We start from the raw sequence: 16,863 nt of genomic DNA on the forward strand, positions 1-16,863 counted from the left end.
GCATGCCATTCAACAGCGTACTGATCGCCAACCGCGGCGAAATCGCCATTCGTCTCGCCCGCGCCCTGGCGGAGATGAACATTGCCAGCGTCGCGGTCTATGCCGAAGACGATGCCGAGTCACTGCACGTGCGCCGCGCCGACCAGGCCATGGCGCTACAGGGCCAGGGTGCCGCCGCCTATCTGGATATGGATCAGTTGATTGCCATTGCCCAGAGTCAGGGCTGCGATGCCATTCATCCCGGCTACGGATTCCTCAGTGAAAACGCTGAATTCGCCCGGCGTTGCCAGACCGCGGGCATCACCTTCATCGGCCCAGCGCCAGAGGTGCTCGAGACCTTTGGCGACAAGGCCAGCGCGCGGCGGCTAGCCCTGCAGCAGGGCGTGCCCCTGGTGCAGGGCACTAACGAGCCTACTACGCTGGCGCAGGCTCGCAGCTTCATGCAGTCACTCGGCGACGGCGGCGCCGTCATGCTCAAGGCGTTAGCCGGTGGTGGCGGACGGGGCATGCGTGCGGTACGGAACCTCGATGAGCTGGACGACGCCTTTGCCCGCTGCAGTTCGGAAGCGAAAAGTGCGTTTGGCAACGACGCCCTGTATATCGAGCGCCTGATCACCCGCGCTAGGCACATCGAAGTACAGATCATCGGCGATGGCAACGAGATCAGCCACCTGTGGGAGCGCGACTGCACCCTGCAGCGGCGCAACCAGAAGCTGCTGGAAATCGCCCCCGCCCCCTCACTCGACGCTAGTGTCCGCGAGCAGCTGCTGCGCGCTGCCAAGACGCTGACTCAGGCGGTTGGCTATCGCGGCCTGTGCACCGTCGAGTTTCTGCTGGACGAAGACGCCGGCGACTTCGTCTTCATGGAGGCCAACCCGCGTATTCAGGTAGAGCACACAGTCACCGAAACCGTCACCGGCATCGATCTGGCACAAACCCAGATTCGCCTGGCCGCTGGTGCCAGCCTCGAGGAACTGGGGCTGCAGCAGGCGCAGATCCCGACCGCCAAAGGCTTTGCCGTACAACTGCGCATCAACCTTGAGAGCATGACCAATGATGGCAGCGCACGCCCCGCTGGCGGCACCCTGAGCGCCTACGAGCCGCCCAGCGGCCCGGGCGTGCGCGTCGATGGTTACGGCTACAGCGGTTACACCACCAGCCCGCGCTTTGACTCGCTGATCGCCAAACTCATTGTGCAGGCCGAGGACGACTACGCCGGCGTGCTGCGCCGAGCCTATCGCGCGCTCTGCGAGTTTCGCCTGGAAGGCGTCAGCAACAATCTGCTATTCCTGCAAAACCTGCTGCAACATGCCGCGGTGCAGAGCAACGACGTCAGCACCGGCTTCATTGAGGCGCGGGCAGCTGAGCTCACCGCCGGCCACACCAACGCGCATCCTCATCGCTACTTCAGTGCCGGCAAAACCTCGGCCGCCGCGCAGCAAGACGGTATAGCCGCACCAGCGGGCACCGAGCCAGTCAACTCACCCGTGCAGGGCGTGCTAGTCAGCCTGGATGTGACGATCGGCGATGCCGTGGCCGCCGGCCAGCAAATCGCGGTGCTTGAAGCGATGAAGATGGAGTTTGTGGTCAAGGCCGAGCAGAGTGGCATCGTGCGCGCCCTCGCAGTCGCGCCAGGCGCGGCCCTGTTTGAAGGCAGCGCCCTGCTTTATATAGAGCCTGCCGAAGTCACAGCCGACGAGCAGTTGAGCGAAGAAGCCATTGATCTGGATTACATCCGCGCCGACCTGCGCGAAGTGCTGGAGCGCCAGGCCGACCTTACCGACGAACGCCGCCCTACGGCGGTGGCCAAACGGCGCAAGACTGGCCAGCGCACCGCGCGGGAAAACCTGGCAGACCTCTTGGACGACGGCAGCTTCATGGAGTACGGCGGCTTTGCCCTGGCGGCCCAGCGCACCCGCCGTACCCATGCTGAACTGCTGGCAATGAGTCCGGCCGACGGCCTGATTACCGGCATTGGCACCATCAACGCCGCGCAGTTTGGCGCCGAAGCCGCACGCTGCATGGCGCTGTCCTACGACTACACGGTGTTCGCTGGAACCCAGGGTGTGACCAATCACAAGAAAACTGACCGCATGCTGGAGCTGGCCGAGCAATGGCAGCTGCCGCTAGTGTTCTTCACCGAGGGCGGTGGCGGCCGGCCCGGCGATATCGACAAGGTCGGCGTGGCTGGCCTGGATTGCACCACCTTCATGCGCATGGCGCGCCTGTCGGGCATGGTGCCAACCGTGGGTGTGGTCTCCGGGCGCTGCTTTGCCGGCAACGCCGCACTGCTCGGGTGCTGTGACGTGATCATCGCCACCGAGAATGCCACCATCGGCATGGCCGGCCCGGCGATGATTGAGGGTGGCGGCCTGGGCCGCTTTACCCCCGAGCAGGTCGGCCCGGTCAGCATGCAGGGACCCAACGGCGTCATCGATGTGGTGGTAGCGGACGAGGCGGCTGCCACGCAGGTGGCCAAGCAGTATCTGTCGTATTTTCAGGGCGACCTGCCCAGTTGGGAGTGCGCAGATCAGCGCGAACTGCGCCACCTGATCCCGGAAAACCGCTTGCGCGTATACGATATTCGCCAAGTGATCGAGAAACTGGCCGATGCCGGCTCGGTACTGGAGCTTCGTCGACAGTTCGCGCCGGGGCTGATTACCGCCCTGATCCGTATCGAAGGCAAGGCCTTCGGCCTGATCGCCAACAACCCCATGCATCTGGGCGGCGCCATTGATGCGGTGGCCGGCGATAAGGCTGCGCGCTTTATGCAGCTGTGCCAGGCGCACGGACTGCCGATGGTCTCGCTGTGCGACACCCCCGGCTTCATGGTCGGGCCGGACGCCGAGCAGCAGGCCACAGTACGGCATGTCTCGCGCATGTTCGTCACCGCCGCCAGCCTGAGCATTCCTTTCTTCACTGTAGTTTTGCGCAAGGGCTACGGTCTGGGCGCACAGGCGATGGCCGCCGGCAGCTTCCATGCGCCGCTGTTTACCATCGGCTGGCCGAGCAGCGAGTTTGGCGCCATGGGCTTGGAGGGTGCGGTGCGCCTGGGTTACGCCAAGGAGCTGGCAGCGCTGGAAGACCCGGCTGAGCAGCAGGCGTTTTTCGACAAGATGGTGGCCGAGCTGTACGCCCGCGGCAAGGGCATCAGCATGGCCAGCTTCCTGGAAATAGACGCCGTGATTGATCCGCTGGAGACGCGTGACTGGCTGTTGCGCGGCCTCAACGCCGCACCTGCCGAATCACGCCGCAAGGGCACTCGACCGTTCGTGGATACCTGGTAGGGCGGCTTAGTTCATTGTCAGCTGCAGCCGCTGAGCCTGTTCCAGCTCCAGCGGTTGATGGCTGACAATCACCAGCATACCGCTCGCCTGGCGCCGCAACAGCGCGGCCAGTACCTGCTCGCGGGTAGCGGCATCCAGGCCGGCAAAGGGCTCATCCAGCAACAACAACGGACGCTGCGCGAGCAGCAGTCGGGCTAGCGCAATGCGCCGCGCCTGCCCGCCGGAGACCTGCGCGCCATACTCACCCAGCGTGGTATTCAGTTGCGCTGGCCGAGCACGCGCCCACTCCACCAGTGCAACATCTTCCAGTACTGCCCAGAGCTGCTGCTCCGTGGCCGCTGGCTGCCCCAAGCGCAGGTTTTCCGCCAGCGTCATATCGAATATGTCCAGCTGCTGCGGCAAATAGCCAATCACTGAGCGCCATTGCCAGTGCTCGTATGCCTTGCCGTTCAACAAGCGCTCGCCACTATAGGCCAGCGGTTCGCCGGCCAGCACATCCAGCAGGGTAGATTTGCCGCAACCGGAGGGGCCGCTGAGCAAGAGTAAGTCGCCCGTCTTCAGCTGCAGATCAACCTGCTGCGGACCGCTCAGCGCTCCCTCGCGTCGTGCGCTCAAACCACTCAGGCTCAAGCTGCGCAATTCAGTCAGCGCCGCCGCGCCCTGCTCTGTCTGCCTGGCAGGCTCGATGGTCAACTGGTTCAGCCGGTCGCGCGCGGCCTGGCTCAACCCCAATGCAATAAAACTCTGCGCCAGCGGCAACAGCACCTCCGTCAAGCCCAACAGCCCCAGCACCGCCGCCAACAACAACGGCAAACCAAGCTCGCCAGCCTGCACCAGCAAGCCGCCTTGCCAGAGCAAACCCAGCAGGCTCAAGGACAAGCCAAGCTGTTGCCCCGCAGCAATCAGGCTGCCCCATTGCTGCTGTCGCAGGCGCTGCGCGCTGAAGCGTTGATCTTCACCCGCAAACATAGCCTGACGTGCCGACCAACGCTGCCAGAGCAGCAGCGGGGTCAGCATCTGCAGATTATCCAGCAACAGAATGCGCCTTTGCTCGGCGAGACCGACGTCGGCGCGTGCCAGTCGCGCAGCGTGCCGCCCCGCCAGCAAGGGCAACAGCAACCAGGCCAAGAGCAGACCCGGCAGCGCTGCCAACGCCAGCAAGGGCGACAATAGATAACAGCCACCCAGCAACACCGCGGTCAACAGCGACGCCCAGAACCAGGGCGCGACCACCCGCAGGGGAAAGAAGTCAAGCAGATCAATATCCGCTACCAGACGATGCATAGCGCTGCTGGAGCGGGTCACTGCGCTGTGACCGCGCCCCGCGACACGGGCGAACAGGCTGATGCGCAAATCCTTTAGCAAGCCGAGTGCTGCGTGGTGCGATGCCAGCCGCTCGGCGTAGCGTCCACCTGTGCGCACAATGGCGCACAGGCGAATCAGTGCCGCCGGCCGAAAATAGTCAAAGCCGTAAGCCGCTGTGGTGGTCAAACCCGCCAGTGCTGCCGCGCTGATAAACCAGCCGGATATTGCCAGCAACGAGATGGCAGCAAACAGGGTGCAGGCCCCCAGAAACAGCGCCAGATTCCACTCACCCATACGACTACGCAACAAGCCGCGCAGCCGAATCGAGTGCAGTTTCCGATTCATGCTGTCACCTGCGTTACGCTGGGCGCATCCAGGCTAACGACCCGGTCAGCCCACGCCAGGCCACACAGGTCATGACTGACCAACAGCACAGTGCGCCCCTGACTGAGGCGCTCAAGCAACGCGTTGATATGCGCAGCTGTTTGCGGATCAAGGTGCGCCGTAGGTTCGTCCAGCAGCCAGACCGGTGTGTCACGCAGCAACAGCTGCGCCAGTGCCAATCGGCTCAGCTGACCACCCGACAAACCCAGCCCACGCTCACCCAAGGGCGTTTGTAGCTGCAAGGGTAGCTGGCGGATCAGCGGCCAAAGGGCGACCTGATCCAGCACCGCGACCAATTGCGCATCGCTCGCGTCCGGGGCCGCCAGACGCAGATTGTCTGCCAGATTGCCATGCAGAAGTTGTGGCTGCTGTGACAGGTAGCCGAGCTGTTGATGCCAATCTGCGCGCCGCAGTGTCAGCAGCGACTGCTGATTGATGCGAATCTCACCATCGTAGGGTAGAAAACCGAGCAAGGCCTGCAGCAGGCTGGACTTGCCGCTGCCGCTGGCGCCCTGCAGTATTACTCGCTCACCCGCCGCCAGCTGCAAGTCGAAAGGTGCCAGGCGCTGAGGTATTTCAAGCCGATAAAACGCGATTGCCGGCGCCGCGCTCAACCGCAAAGGCTGCTGCCCCGGATGCTGCCAAACCTGCAACTCAAGCAGTGGCATTAGCTCGGTCAGTGCGGCCTCGGCTTCTGCCTTGGCGTGATAGTCCGAGCCCAACTGACGCAACGGGTTATAAAACTCGGGCGCCAGCAACAGAATGAACAAAGCGCCCTGGTAGGGCACCGGAATACTGCCCTTTGCCCAGGGCAATATACCCAGTAGCCCGAGCCCCAAATAAAGCGCCACCAGCGCAATCGCCAGCGCCGAAAAGAACTCCAGCACCGCGCCAGACAAAAAAGCCATACGCAACACACTCATGGTGCCGGCTCGGTAATGCTCTGCTGCCTGGGCCACCTCAGCCTCGGCTTGCGGTACCGCCTGCAGATGCTGAAGCGTCTTCAAGCCACGCAACAAATCCATAAAGCGGCCACTCATACGCGCCAGGGCAACAAATTGCTTCTGGCTGGCAGCGGCGGCCGCCTTACCCAACAAAACCATAAAAAGCGGCACCAGCGGTGCCGTCACCAGCATCAGGCTACCCGCCAGTGGGCTGTAATAGAAAATGCAGAGCAGCAGCGTAAGCGGCACCAACACCACCAGATAGCGCTGCACGTGATAGCGGCTGATATAACCATCCAGCGCATCAACCTGCTCCAGCAGGCGGCTACCCAGCACGGCATCGGCGCCCAGCGCCTGCCTTCCTGGCCCCAGCGCCGCCAACTGTGCCAACAACTGTTCACGCAGTCCGCTACGCGCTCGCAGGCTGGCCTGCTGACAGAGCCGTTCGCGGCCATACTGCAACAGCGGGCGTAGCAGCAGACACAGCAGCAACCAGGGCAGCAGATCGTGCAACAGACTAAGGTTCAGCGCGGCGGCGCCTAGCTGCTGCCACGCCACTAGCCAATCGGAGAACAATAGCGCCAGCAACCAGCTTTGCCACACCAGCAGTAAGGCCGAGAGATAGCCCAGCACCAGCGCAGCGTTCAGCAGTGGCTTGTGCGGCGCCAGCACCTGACGAAGCCAGTGCTGTGCGCCGCCGCGAGAGGCCTCAGTCGGTCTGATCTTCTTCACCCACGTAGCCGTTGAGTTCCAACCACATGGCGTTGACGATAGCGAAAGAAGACGCCAGCAACACACCCAGAATCCAAGCGAAATACCACATTGCGTTCTCCTTAATACATGCTGTGAGTGTTGTCGCGAATCTGCTGTTCATTCAGGCGGCCGCGCATCACAAAGTAACCCCAGGCGGTGTAAGCCAGAATCAGTGGCACAAACACACAAGCCACCACAAACATGATCGACAACGTGGTTTCACTGGCGGTGGCGTCCCACATGGTCAAACTGTGGTTAGGCACCAAGGATGAAGGCATGACGAACGGGAACATGCTGATGCCAGTAGTAACCAGCACCATCGCCATTGCCAGCGCGGAGCTGATAAAGGCCGACACGTGCCATGCCAGCCGACTGAACAGCGAGCAGAGTACGAAGCCGATAACACCCAGCGCCGGCACCAGCCACAGCAGCGGTTGCTTGCCATAATTGTGGAACCAGGCGCCCGATACCACCTCCACTACCTTGTCGGTTGTATGGTTGGCACCGTTGGTATCAATCACACTCACCACCTGATAGCCGTCGACTCCCAGCCACAACCAGATGCCGCCGAGAACAAAGAGTACGGCACAAGTCAGCGACAGCAGGCTGGCGATGCGCTCGCTGCGCGCCTTGATTTGCCCTTCGCTTTTGAGCTGCAGATAGGCTGCACCGTGATTGACGAACATCAGCAGGCTGAGCACGCCAGCCAACAGTGCGAAGGGGTTGAGCAAGCCCAGCAGATTACCGGTGTAATCCAGCCGCAACAGATTATCGAACTGAAAGGGCACGCCCTGTAACAGGTTGCCGAAAGCGACACCGAAGATCAGTGCCGGCACAGCAGAACCCAGCGTCAGCAGCCAGTCCCAGCGGCTACGCCACTGTTCATTGTCGATCTTGGAGCGATACTCCAACGCGAGCGGGCGCAGGAATAACGCAAACAGCGTCAGCATCATGGCCAGATAGAAGCCGCTGAATGACGCAGCGTAGACCGGCGGCCACGCGGCGAATAGCGCGCCGCCGGCCGTCACCAGCCAGACCTGATTACCATCCCAATGCGGGGCAATGGTATTGATCATGACGCGGCGCTCATCGTTGTTGTTGCCCACAACCTTGAGCAGTGACGCTACGCCCATATCGAACCCGTCGGTGACTGAAAAGCCAATCAGCAACACGCCAATCAGCAACCACCAGATAAACCGCAGCGCTTCGTAATCCATGATCAAGCCTCCTGTGCATGGGTGGTTTCAAGGTCATAACGACCGGTATGCAGGCTGGACGGCCCCTTGCGTGCATATTTGGTCATCAGCCACACCTCGATAATCACGAAGATGGTGTACAGCACGGCGATGGAAATCAGCGTGAACCACACCTCGCTAACCGACAGACTCGACACCGCCAAATGGGTTGGCAGAATTTCACCAATGGCCCAGGGCTGGCGGCCGTATTCGGCAACAAACCAGCCGGTTTCACAGGCAATCCAGGGCAGCGGCAGGCTGAACAGGGCGAACTTGAGCAGCCACTTGGGTTTATCCGGCGTGCGCCGCGCGCTGTGCCAGAAGGCGCAGGCAAACAGCAGCAGCATCAGCACCCCGCAACCCACCATTACACGGAAACTCCAGAACAGCGGCCAGACCTTCGGCACAGTCGCCTCTACTGCTGCCGCGATTTCTTCCGGGCTGGCGTTCAGCACATCGTCGGTATAACCACTGAGCAGCAGACCGAACCCCAGATCATCGCGCACCGCGTTGAAGGCCTCCCGTGTGGCCGCGGATTTATCGCCGGCCCGAATACGCTGCATCAAATCGTAGGCTTGCTGCCCCCGCACGATTCGCTTCAGGTTGTTCTCTTTTATCTCACGCAGGCCGGGCACCTGCTCGTCCAGCGAGCGAGTAGCAATCAAGCCCAGTACCGCAGGAATCTTGACCGCATAATCGGTGTGCTGCGACTCTTCGTTAGGCAAGCCAAACAGGGTAAAGGCAGCAGGCGCTTCCTGGGTTTCCCACTCCGCCTCGATTGCGGCCAGCTTTACTTGCTGTACCTCACCGACCTCATAGCCTGACTCGTCACCCAGGACGATGACCGACAGCACACCGGCCAAGCCAAACGCCGATGCAATGGCAAAACTGCGGCGCGCAAACGGTAGATCACGCCCCTTGAGCAGGTACCAGCTGGAAATGGCCAGCATGAACACAGCACCGGTGACGTAACCGGCAGAAACGGTATGCACGAACTTGACCTGGGCGACCGGGTTCAGCAGCACTTCAGTGAAGCTGGTCATTTCCATGCGCATGGTTTCAATATTGAATTCGGAGCCGATCGGGTACTGCATCCAGCCGTTAGCGATCAGTATCCATAGTGCCGACAGGTTGGTAGCGATCGCCATCAACCAGGTCACGGCCAGATGCTTGACCTTGCTCATACGCTCCCAGCCAAAGAAGAACAGACCAAAAAGCGTGGATTCAAGAAAGAACGCCATCAAGGCTTCGATCGCCAGTGGCGCGCCGAAGATGTCGCCGACATAGTGCGAGTAGTAGGCCCAGTTAGTGCCAAACTGGAACTCCATCGCCAAGCCTGTAGTCACCCCGAGCGCAAAGTTGATGCCAAACAACTTGCCCCAGAACTGGGTCATGTCGCGATATATCTGCTTACCGGTCATCACATAAACCGACTCCATTATCGCCAGCAGAAACGCCATCCCCAGCGTGAGCGGTACGAACAGAAAGTGAATCATGGCAGTCAGGGCAAACTGCATCCTGGAAAGATCAACAATGTCCATCTGCATGCTCCGTAGCAGCGGGAAAAATCAGCAAGGGCCGTCAGATCAGGCTGGCACTCAGGCAGGCCCTGGGCGCAAAGCCGCAGCAGGGCAACAAGAGGACCGTGTCTGTTTTTCAGCCGTGGCTCTGCGCGATCGCGCGAGCCTTTGCACATTAAGTACTGGCTCACATTAAGGCGCACCCGCAACAGGCAAATTGACATGCATCAACATAAACTGCTGAGCCAATGCGACCTCCCGTCGCATTGGCTCAGCAGAACGCATTAGCATTCAGAAAAGAAAGCGTGGCGAGACACTTACTCGCCGAGCAGAACCCGACGGTCGGACCGGGGCAAGAGGGCTGCATCGTGCCCCAGCAGCAGCGCCGTGCGCTCCGCCAGCCAAGGCTCCAGCCGCGCTTTTACCCGCTCTCTGGTCGCCGCATCCAGGCCACTGAAGGGTTCATCCAGAATCACCAGCGGAGCATCCTTCAGCAGCACGCGGGCCAGCGCCAGACGGCGACCTTCACCACCCGACAATTGCTTGCCCGACTCCCCCACCCAGGTATTCAGGCCGTCCGGCAAGGCGTCCACCAGATCCGCCAGATCGACCATCTCCAGTGCGGCCCACAGCTCGTCTTTGCTCGCGGCCGGGTTGCCCAGCAGGAGATTGGCGCGAATGCTGTCGTGCAGTAGCTCGGTTTGCTGAGTCAGATAACCCAGCTGGCTGCGCCACTGCTCAAGCGACAGCGCGCGCAGGGGGGTGCCACCTGGCTGCGTGCCACCGACCCAAAGCTGACCAGCGTCGGGATCAAGCAAACGCGCAGCCAGCGCGGCCAGCGTGGATTTACCGGAGCCGGAGGCGCCGATAATAGCGAGGCACTCACCAGGATGCAGGCTGAGATTCAGACGCTGCATACCCGCATGTTGCACAACAACCTCCTGCCAATGCAGGCTGACCTGGCGAGGCAAAGGTGCCGGTGCTTCCGGATCAATCAGGCGGCTGCTGAGGTGCGTCTGCCGGTTCAGCCGCGCTGCCGCCGCAACAGCCCCGCCACCCTGGGCGAATGCCGCCGGCAAGCCGGCAAAGCCTTCACTCAAGGCCATCAGTGCCAGCGGAATCATCACTACAATTGGCCCCGACAGCAGACCTGCCGCATAGGCCTGCATGGCACCGAACAGCCCGATCAGCACCGCCGCCATGACCCCAAGGGTGGCCACTGCCTGCCCGAGGGTAATACGGCCCTGCAACTTCAGCTGCTCATCCAGCATCTGCTGACTGCGCGCCAGCAGCCGTTGCCGATGCAGCGCCAGTGTGCCGGCAGCGCTCAACTCCGCCAGCCCCTGCAGTTGCTCGATGGCCTGCGACCGCAAGTTATCCAGCAATTCAACTCGCCTGGCACTGTAATGCCGCCCCAGCAGCGCCATGCCCAAGGTCAGCAGCAGTAACAGCGCCAGCAACAACAAGCCCAGCAGCAGTGCCAGCGAGAGGTGAAACAGCGCAATCAGGGCGCACACCAGCACGATGCCCAGCAAGGCAACGGCAGGCGGCGCCAGCAGGCGCAGATACAGCGTATCCAGGGTGTCGATATCGGCGGTCAGGCGATTCAGCCACTGCGCGGCGCGTAGCCGACCCAGGGTGGCGCCATCCAGCAGCGCCAACGCGGCAAAATGGCGACCGCGCAGATCAGCCAGCAGGCTCAGCACCGTATTGTGGTTGAACACGCGCTCGGTATAGCGCGCCACCGTACGCGTGAGGGCAAAAAAGCGAATGCCGCCACCGGGCATATAGACATCAAACATCACTTTTTGACCCGCAGCCCAAAGCAGCGCAGTCACCCCGGTGGCGGTAATGAACCAACCAGACAGCGCCAGCAGGCCAATGGCGCTGAACAGCGTCAGCGCCAGCAACAGGGCGCCAACCAGCAGCCGTGCACGCCGCTGCAGGATGAGCGCCAGCCAGGGCTTGAGCTCATGCATCAGCAAGCTTCCCCTGCTTCAGTGCGTAGGCCTGATCGGCTAACGCCATCAGGGCCGGATGATGCGTGGCAATCACCAGCGTCTTGCCGCTGTGGGCCAGCGCACGCAATGCGTCGATCACCTCGGCCTCACTGCGCTGATCCAGACTGGCGGTCGGCTCATCCAGCAGCACCAGTTCAGCGGAGGATAACCAGACCCGGGCCAAGGCCAGTCGCTGCGCCTGGCCCCCGGAGAGGCCGCGCCCGCCTTCGCCCAGCAGCGTGTCGAGCCCCTCAGGCTGCACCGCGAGCAGCGGCGCCAGGCCAACGGCTTCGAGCGCCCGCAGCATCTCGTTCGAACTGGCCTGCGGTGCGGTAAGCCGCAGGTTGTCCGCCCAACTGCCCTGTATCAGAAACGGCCGCTGCCCCAGCCAGGCCAGGGGCAGCTCGCCCGGCGAGCGGCCAAACAGGCTGAGACTACCGGCCTGCGGGGTCACAAACCCGGCCAGGCAATGCAGCAAACTGGATTTACCCGCGCCAGACGGCCCGGTCAACGCCACTACCTGCCCCCGCGCGATCTGCAGGCAGACGTGACTCAGCACTTGGCCTCGCCCCGGGTAGGCCAACCCCACCCCGCGAATGCGGATACCGACGGTGTCTTCTGTCTGCGGTGCCAGCGCATTCGGCTGCCCCACAGCAGCGGCCTCCATCTGCAACGCCGCCATGCCGTCAGCGGCCGCCAAGGCGGCAGCGCGATCATGATATGACTGCGCCAGGCTTCGCAGCGGCTGAAAAAACTCCGGCGCCAACAGCAGAATCAGCAAACCGGAAAACAGCGTCAGTTGCTCTGCCGGCCCGTACGTTATATAGCCCAGCAAACCAAAACCGATGTACATCGCCACCACGGCAATCGCCACAGAGGCAAAGAACTCCAGCACAGCGGAAGACAAGAAGGCGATGCACAACGTGCGCATGGTGACCGCGCGATAGTGTTCTGCGGCGTCCTGAACCGAGCGCGTCGCCGCGCCGACCTGACCAAACAGCTGCAGACTGGTCAAACTGCGCACCCGATCCAGAAAGTGGCCGGCCAGGCGCCCGGCTTCCAGTACATGCTGCTGACTGACCTTTTCAGCGCTCATGCCGATCAGCGCCATAAACAACGGAATCAGCGGCGCAGCCAGCAGCAGAAACAGCGCCGCCAGCCAGTCGAGCCAGAACACCAGCAGCAGGATCAATAACGGAGAGAGCAGCGCCAGCCATTGTTGCGGCAAGTAACGCGCGTAATAGCCATCCAGCGCTTCAACTTGCTCGACCCACTGGTTACTCAGCGCGGCGCTGGAGCGGTCGGCCAAGCGGATAGGCCCCAAGGCAGCCCAGTCGGACGCCAGTTGCTCCCGCGCGCGCTGGCGTACGCGCGCGCTGGCGTGCTGCCCGCAGCGCTCCTGTGCGGCTTGTGCCAGCGCGCGCACCAGCACCGCCAGAACGAGTCCGGTAGCCGGCCAGGCCAACGAGGCAAGCGGGATTTGTTCAATCAGCAGGCTGTGCACCAGCCAAGCCATCAGGCCCATCTGGGCCATGATCGCCAGTGTCTGCAGCAGGCCTGCCGTTGCCGCTGCGTAGAGCCAGGGCCGAACCAGCAGGCCCTGCTGCCGCAGCCACTGACGGCTGCGGCGAGCAGACTCAGTGATAGCCTTCACCCACGCGGACCTTGCCGCGGAAGATCCAGTAGGTCCAGGCGGTATACGCCAGAATGATCGGAATCACGAACAGCATGCCGAGCAGCAGAAACAGCTGTGACCCGGGAGCCGACGCGGCATCCCACAGGGTGAAGTTCGGCGGAATCACGTAGGGCCAGCGCGTCCACAACAGCGCGAAATAGGTCGCGAAGAACATTGCCATGGTCGCAATGAACGGCAATACCTCCTTGCGCTTACGCAATCCACTCCAGATCTGGTAGGCGAAAAACAGCGCCAGCAACGGGAATATCCAGATCCAGCGAACAGTCGCGAACCACCGCTCATAGGCACTCGGATCAACCGATGGCGTCCAGATGCTGATGATGCCGAAGACGCCCAATACCGCGGCCAGCAACCAGGGTGCAATACGATAGGCCCATTGCTGAATGTAACCCTCGGACTTCATGATCAGCCAAGTGCTGCCGAGCAGCGCATAACCGGCCATCAGGCCCACCCCGGTCATCACGGTGAAGGGCGTCAGCCAGTCGAACGCGCCGCCCGCATAGGCCAACCCTTCGGTCTTGTAGCCCTGAATGTAAGAACCTACCACCACGCCTTGAGCGAAGGCCGCGAGATAGGAGCCACCAGCAAAGGCCCAGTTCCAGAGATAGCGCGAGGTATTTGCCTTGAAGCGAAACTCGAAGGCCACACCACGGAAGATCAGCCCGGCCAGCATCAGAAACACGCCTATGTAAAGCGCCGGCAGCAGGATCGAGTAGACCAGGGGGAAGGCCCCCAGCAGTCCAGCACCACCCAACACCAACCAGGTTTCATTACCGTCCCACACCGGCGCGACCGAGTTCATCATCACGTCGCGGGCATCCTCATCCGGCGCGAAGGGAAAGAGCATGCCCACGCCCAGATCGAAGCCATCCATCAGCACATACATGATCACCGCGAAGGCAATGATCATGGCCCAGATCATCGACAGGTCAAAGATTTCCGTTTCCATGCTCAGGCCCCCTTATGCTCTAGTGATACATCTGTGCCCGAGAACGGACGGGCGGGACGATGCACCTCGTCGTCCTCCTCGCCATGCAGGGCGTCAATTTCAAGACCGTCTTGCAATACTCGCATCAGGTAGTACAGGCCAGCGCTGAAAATCATCGCGTAGACCGTGATGTAGCCCAACAGGGTAAACAGCGCCATGCCGCCGGTAAGCGATGGCGTAAGCCCCTCGGCGTGGGTCATCATGCCGTACACCAGCCAGGGCGCTCGGCCGGTCTCGGTAACCACCCAACCCGCCAATACTGCAATAAAAGGCGTTACGCTCATCAACCGCAGGCCTTGCAAAAACCAGGACGTCTGCCAATAGCGCTGCTTGTAGCGCAGCAGCAAGCCCATAAAGCCAGTGGCAATCATCAACAGCCCGAGGCCGACCATCACGCGAAAACCCCAGAACACCCAGATCACCTCGGGCTGCTCGGCTGCAGGAACTTCCTTGAGGCCAGGCACCACGCCGTTGATGTCGTGGGTGAGAATCAGGCTTGCCAGCTTGGGAATACCGATTTCGATCAGGTTGCTCTGGCTGTCTTTATCTGGCCAGGCAAACAGCAACAGGGGCACGCCAGAGGCAGTTTCCCAGTTGGCTTCCATCGCGGCGACCTTGGTCGGCTGATGCTCCAGGGTATTGAGACCATGGAAGTCACCCACCACCGCCTGAGTGGGCGCCAGAATCAGAATCAGCCACAGGCACATCGACAGCGCCTTGCGGTTCACCTCGACCTCGCGACCACGCAACAGGTACCAGGCGCTGACCCCTGAAACCACGAACGAGCCTGTAAGGAAGGACGCCAGCACCATGTGTGCCAGACGATAGGGGAACGACGGATTGAAGATGGCCTCGCTCCAAGAGGTCACGAAGAACACGCCGTCACGCAGCTCGACGCCCGCTGGCGTGTGCATCCAGCTGTTGGCGGAGAGAATCCAGAACGTGGAAATCAAAGTACCCAACGCGACCATGCAGGCCGCAAACAGATGCAGCCCTTGCGGCACCCGGTTGCGGCCGAACAGCAGCACGCCAAGAAAGGCCGCTTCCAAGAAGAACGCGGTAATTACCTCGTAACTGAGCATCGGCCCGAGAAAGTTCGCCGCTGCGTAGGAGTAATTGCTCCAGTTGGTGCCGAACTGGAAGGACATCACAATGCCCGACACCACACCCATGCCGAAGACCACGGCGAACACCTGCACCCAGAACTTGGACAGACGCTCCCACACCGGGTTACCGGTTTTGAAGGACAGCGCTTCCAGAAAGGCAATGAACGACGCCAAGCCAATACTGAACACCGGAAAGATCGCGTGAAATGACACCACGAAAGCAAACTGCAGGCGTGACAACAGGAGAGGATCCAATTCCATGCGTACTGCTCCTTCTGGGAAATATGACGCCGATTATCCGTTTAACAGAGTGTGGTCAGCGACAGGGACTCTGGCTGTGACTCCGCAACAGACTGGAATGTTCCAGATTGCAGTTTGCTTGACATAGATCAATAAAGGAACGGACCAATTGCCGCAGGCAAGCGTCTGATGTGTATCAGACGCAGTCAGGACCGGGAGCGGTCAAATACCCAGCAGAGCCAGCCAAAACGCACCCGACTCAGAGCATAGCCCATAAAGAGACAGCGAGCGGTAATAAAAGCGCGGTCGCCATCCCCATGAGGCTCATCGACAAAGCCGCAAAGGCGCCAGCCTCCTCACCTTCCTCCAAAGCCCGCGAGGTACCTACCGCGTGAGCAGTCATCCCCATCGCCATACCCCAGGCGGCAGGATGATCAACGCCACAAATACGCAGCAACCAAGGGCCAAAGATCGCGCCCAGCACCCCGGTGAACATAACAAACACCGCCGCCAGCGCCGCCACGCCGCCAATCTGCTCGGCCACCAGCATGGCGATGGGCGAGGTGACTGACTTCGGTGCCAGGGTCATCATGATCATCGGCTCCGCGCCCAATAGCCATGCAAGCAGCACAGCCAACAGCGTAGCAAAGCTACCGCCCACCAGCAGACAAATCAGTACCGGCCAGAAGAAGCTGCGAATTCGGCGCAGGTTCAAGTACAGCGGAATAGCGAGCGCCACCGTCGCCGGCCCCAGCAGTACCAGTAGAGGCGTAACAGCGTCACGATAATGCGCATAATCCTCACCTGCCAGCCAGATCAGGCCGGCCAGCAAAGGGGTGGAAACCAGCACCGGGTGGAACACCGCCATGCGCGTCTTTTCATACAGCGCCAGGCCGAATTGGTACGCCGCCAGGGTCATGCCGACCCAGAACAGCGGATGATTGAGCACCGCGAACCAGGCCTGCTGAAGGCTGCCCATCAGGACTCCTCCCGATGTTGTTGACGGGTTATCAAGCGCTGCATCAGCCAGCCGCAGAAGGGCAGGCTGAGCGCCAGGGAAATCGCCAGAGTAAGCAAAATGGCGGAGGCATCCGCGGCGATCTCCGCGCCGTAGGCCATGATGCCGACGGCCGGCGGCACCAGAATCAGCGGCAGGTACTTGAGCAGGCCACCCGCTGCCAGACTGATCGACTCGCTGACCTCGCCGCGCAGGCACAGGTAGACCACCATCAGCACCATGCCAATGATCGGCCCCGGCAGGATCGGCAACAGCAGGACGTTCAAGCCCGTTCCCAACAGTTGGAAAAAGATCAGCCAGGTCATTCCGCGTAACAGCATGGTCGTACCCTTCTAGCAAACAGTGCTAGCAAGGTTAAACAGTCAAGCGCAGAGTGCCTAGCCCTGC

Annotated in this window: 12 protein-coding genes; 1 reads left to right on the forward strand and 11 read right to left on the reverse strand. The window is 61.5% G+C overall.

From position 1 onward, the window contains the following. The first annotated feature begins 2 nt into the window (after window positions 1–2). The gene (locus V7747_RS05695; RefSeq protein ID WP_335615219.1) at window positions 3–3,287 is read left to right on the forward strand and encodes a carboxyl transferase domain-containing protein; all 3,285 of its coding nucleotides are present in this window, start codon (window positions 3–5) and stop codon (window positions 3,285–3,287) included. Between the two features lie 6 nt (window positions 3,288–3,293). On the opposite strand, the gene V7747_RS05700 is transcribed toward V7747_RS05695, so the two are convergent. From V7747_RS05700 to V7747_RS05750, 11 genes are all read right to left on the reverse strand, one after another. Continuing rightward, the gene (locus V7747_RS05700) at window positions 3,294–4,937 is read right to left on the reverse strand and encodes an amino acid ABC transporter ATP-binding/permease protein (protein ID WP_335615090.1); all 1,644 of its coding nucleotides are present in this window, start codon (window positions 4,935–4,937) and stop codon (window positions 3,294–3,296) included. Beyond that, window positions 4,934–6,652 (reverse strand): thiol reductant ABC exporter subunit CydD, encoded by a 1,719-nt coding sequence (gene cydD, locus V7747_RS05705; protein WP_335615091.1) that lies wholly within the window; start codon window positions 6,650–6,652, stop codon window positions 4,934–4,936. The genes V7747_RS05700 and cydD (V7747_RS05705) overlap by 4 nt, the downstream gene beginning before the upstream one ends. Further along, complete coding sequence (cydX, locus tag V7747_RS05710; protein ID WP_123890335.1) at window positions 6,630–6,743, reverse strand: cytochrome bd-I oxidase subunit CydX; 114 nt, start codon at window positions 6,741–6,743, stop codon at window positions 6,630–6,632. Before cydX ends, cydD (V7747_RS05705) begins: the two co-directional genes overlap by 23 nt. A 10-nt stretch (window positions 6,744–6,753) precedes the next feature. Beyond that, a complete protein-coding gene (gene cydB / locus V7747_RS05715) occupies window positions 6,754–7,893 on the reverse strand; it encodes a cytochrome d ubiquinol oxidase subunit II (protein ID WP_335615220.1) in 1,140 nt (379 codons plus the stop codon). After that, complete coding sequence (locus tag V7747_RS05720) at window positions 7,893–9,449, reverse strand: cytochrome ubiquinol oxidase subunit I (protein WP_335615092.1); 1,557 nt, start codon at window positions 9,447–9,449, stop codon at window positions 7,893–7,895. Before V7747_RS05720 ends, cydB (V7747_RS05715) begins: the two co-directional genes overlap by 1 nt. A 296-nt stretch (window positions 9,450–9,745) precedes the next feature. After that, a complete protein-coding gene (gene cydC, locus V7747_RS05725) occupies window positions 9,746–11,407 on the reverse strand; it encodes a thiol reductant ABC exporter subunit CydC (protein ID WP_335615093.1) in 1,662 nt (553 codons plus the stop codon). Next, window positions 11,400–13,082: a thiol reductant ABC exporter subunit CydD gene (gene cydD / locus V7747_RS05730; RefSeq protein ID WP_335615094.1), complete on the reverse strand. Its 1,683-nt coding sequence runs from the start codon at window positions 13,080–13,082 to the stop codon at window positions 11,400–11,402. Before cydD (V7747_RS05730) ends, cydC begins: the two co-directional genes overlap by 8 nt. Beyond that, window positions 13,066–14,073: a cytochrome d ubiquinol oxidase subunit II gene (gene cydB, locus V7747_RS05735; RefSeq protein ID WP_335615095.1), complete on the reverse strand. Its 1,008-nt coding sequence runs from the start codon at window positions 14,071–14,073 to the stop codon at window positions 13,066–13,068. Before cydB (V7747_RS05735) ends, cydD (V7747_RS05730) begins: the two co-directional genes overlap by 17 nt. Window positions 14,074–14,075: 2 nt before the next feature. After that, window positions 14,076–15,479 carry a cytochrome ubiquinol oxidase subunit I gene (locus tag V7747_RS05740; RefSeq protein ID WP_335615096.1) on the reverse strand — a complete coding sequence of 468 codons (1,404 nt, stop codon included), beginning with the start codon at window positions 15,477–15,479 and terminating at the stop codon, window positions 14,076–14,078. Between the two features lie 238 nt (window positions 15,480–15,717). Continuing rightward, the gene (locus tag V7747_RS05745) at window positions 15,718–16,437 is read right to left on the reverse strand and encodes an LrgB family protein (RefSeq protein WP_335615097.1); all 720 of its coding nucleotides are present in this window, start codon (window positions 16,435–16,437) and stop codon (window positions 15,718–15,720) included. Next, window positions 16,437–16,796: a CidA/LrgA family protein gene (locus V7747_RS05750; protein WP_335615098.1), complete on the reverse strand. Its 360-nt coding sequence runs from the start codon at window positions 16,794–16,796 to the stop codon at window positions 16,437–16,439. The genes V7747_RS05745 and V7747_RS05750 overlap by 1 nt, the downstream gene beginning before the upstream one ends. Window positions 16,797–16,863 lie beyond the last annotated feature (67 nt).

This window comes from Halopseudomonas sp. (assembly GCF_036960865.1).
GTDB lineage: Bacteria > Pseudomonadota > Gammaproteobacteria > Pseudomonadales > Pseudomonadaceae > Halopseudomonas.

What these genes read in the sequence shown, in the direction of transcription:
- V7747_RS05695 (WP_335615219.1), top strand. Translation starts at nt 3, where the DNA reads ATGCCATTCAACAGCGTACTGATCGCCAACCGCGGCGAAATCGCCATT.
- V7747_RS05700 (WP_335615090.1), bottom strand. Translation starts at nt 4,937, where the DNA reads ATGAATCGGAAACTGCACTCGATTCGGCTGCGCGGCTTGTTGCGTAGT.
- cydX (WP_123890335.1), bottom strand. Translation starts at nt 6,743, where the DNA reads ATGTGGTATTTCGCTTGGATTCTGGGTGTGTTGCTGGCGTCTTCTTTC.
- V7747_RS05720 (WP_335615092.1), bottom strand. Translation starts at nt 9,449, where the DNA reads ATGGACATTGTTGATCTTTCCAGGATGCAGTTTGCCCTGACTGCCATG.
- cydC (WP_335615093.1), bottom strand. Translation starts at nt 11,407, where the DNA reads ATGCATGAGCTCAAGCCCTGGCTGGCGCTCATCCTGCAGCGGCGTGCA.
- cydB (WP_335615095.1), bottom strand. Translation starts at nt 14,073, where the DNA reads ATGGAAACGGAAATCTTTGACCTGTCGATGATCTGGGCCATGATCATT.
- V7747_RS05740 (WP_335615096.1), bottom strand. Translation starts at nt 15,479, where the DNA reads ATGGAATTGGATCCTCTCCTGTTGTCACGCCTGCAGTTTGCTTTCGTG.
- V7747_RS05745 (WP_335615097.1), bottom strand. Translation starts at nt 16,437, where the DNA reads ATGGGCAGCCTTCAGCAGGCCTGGTTCGCGGTGCTCAATCATCCGCTG.
- V7747_RS05750 (WP_335615098.1), bottom strand. Translation starts at nt 16,796, where the DNA reads ATGCTGTTACGCGGAATGACCTGGCTGATCTTTTTCCAACTGTTGGGA.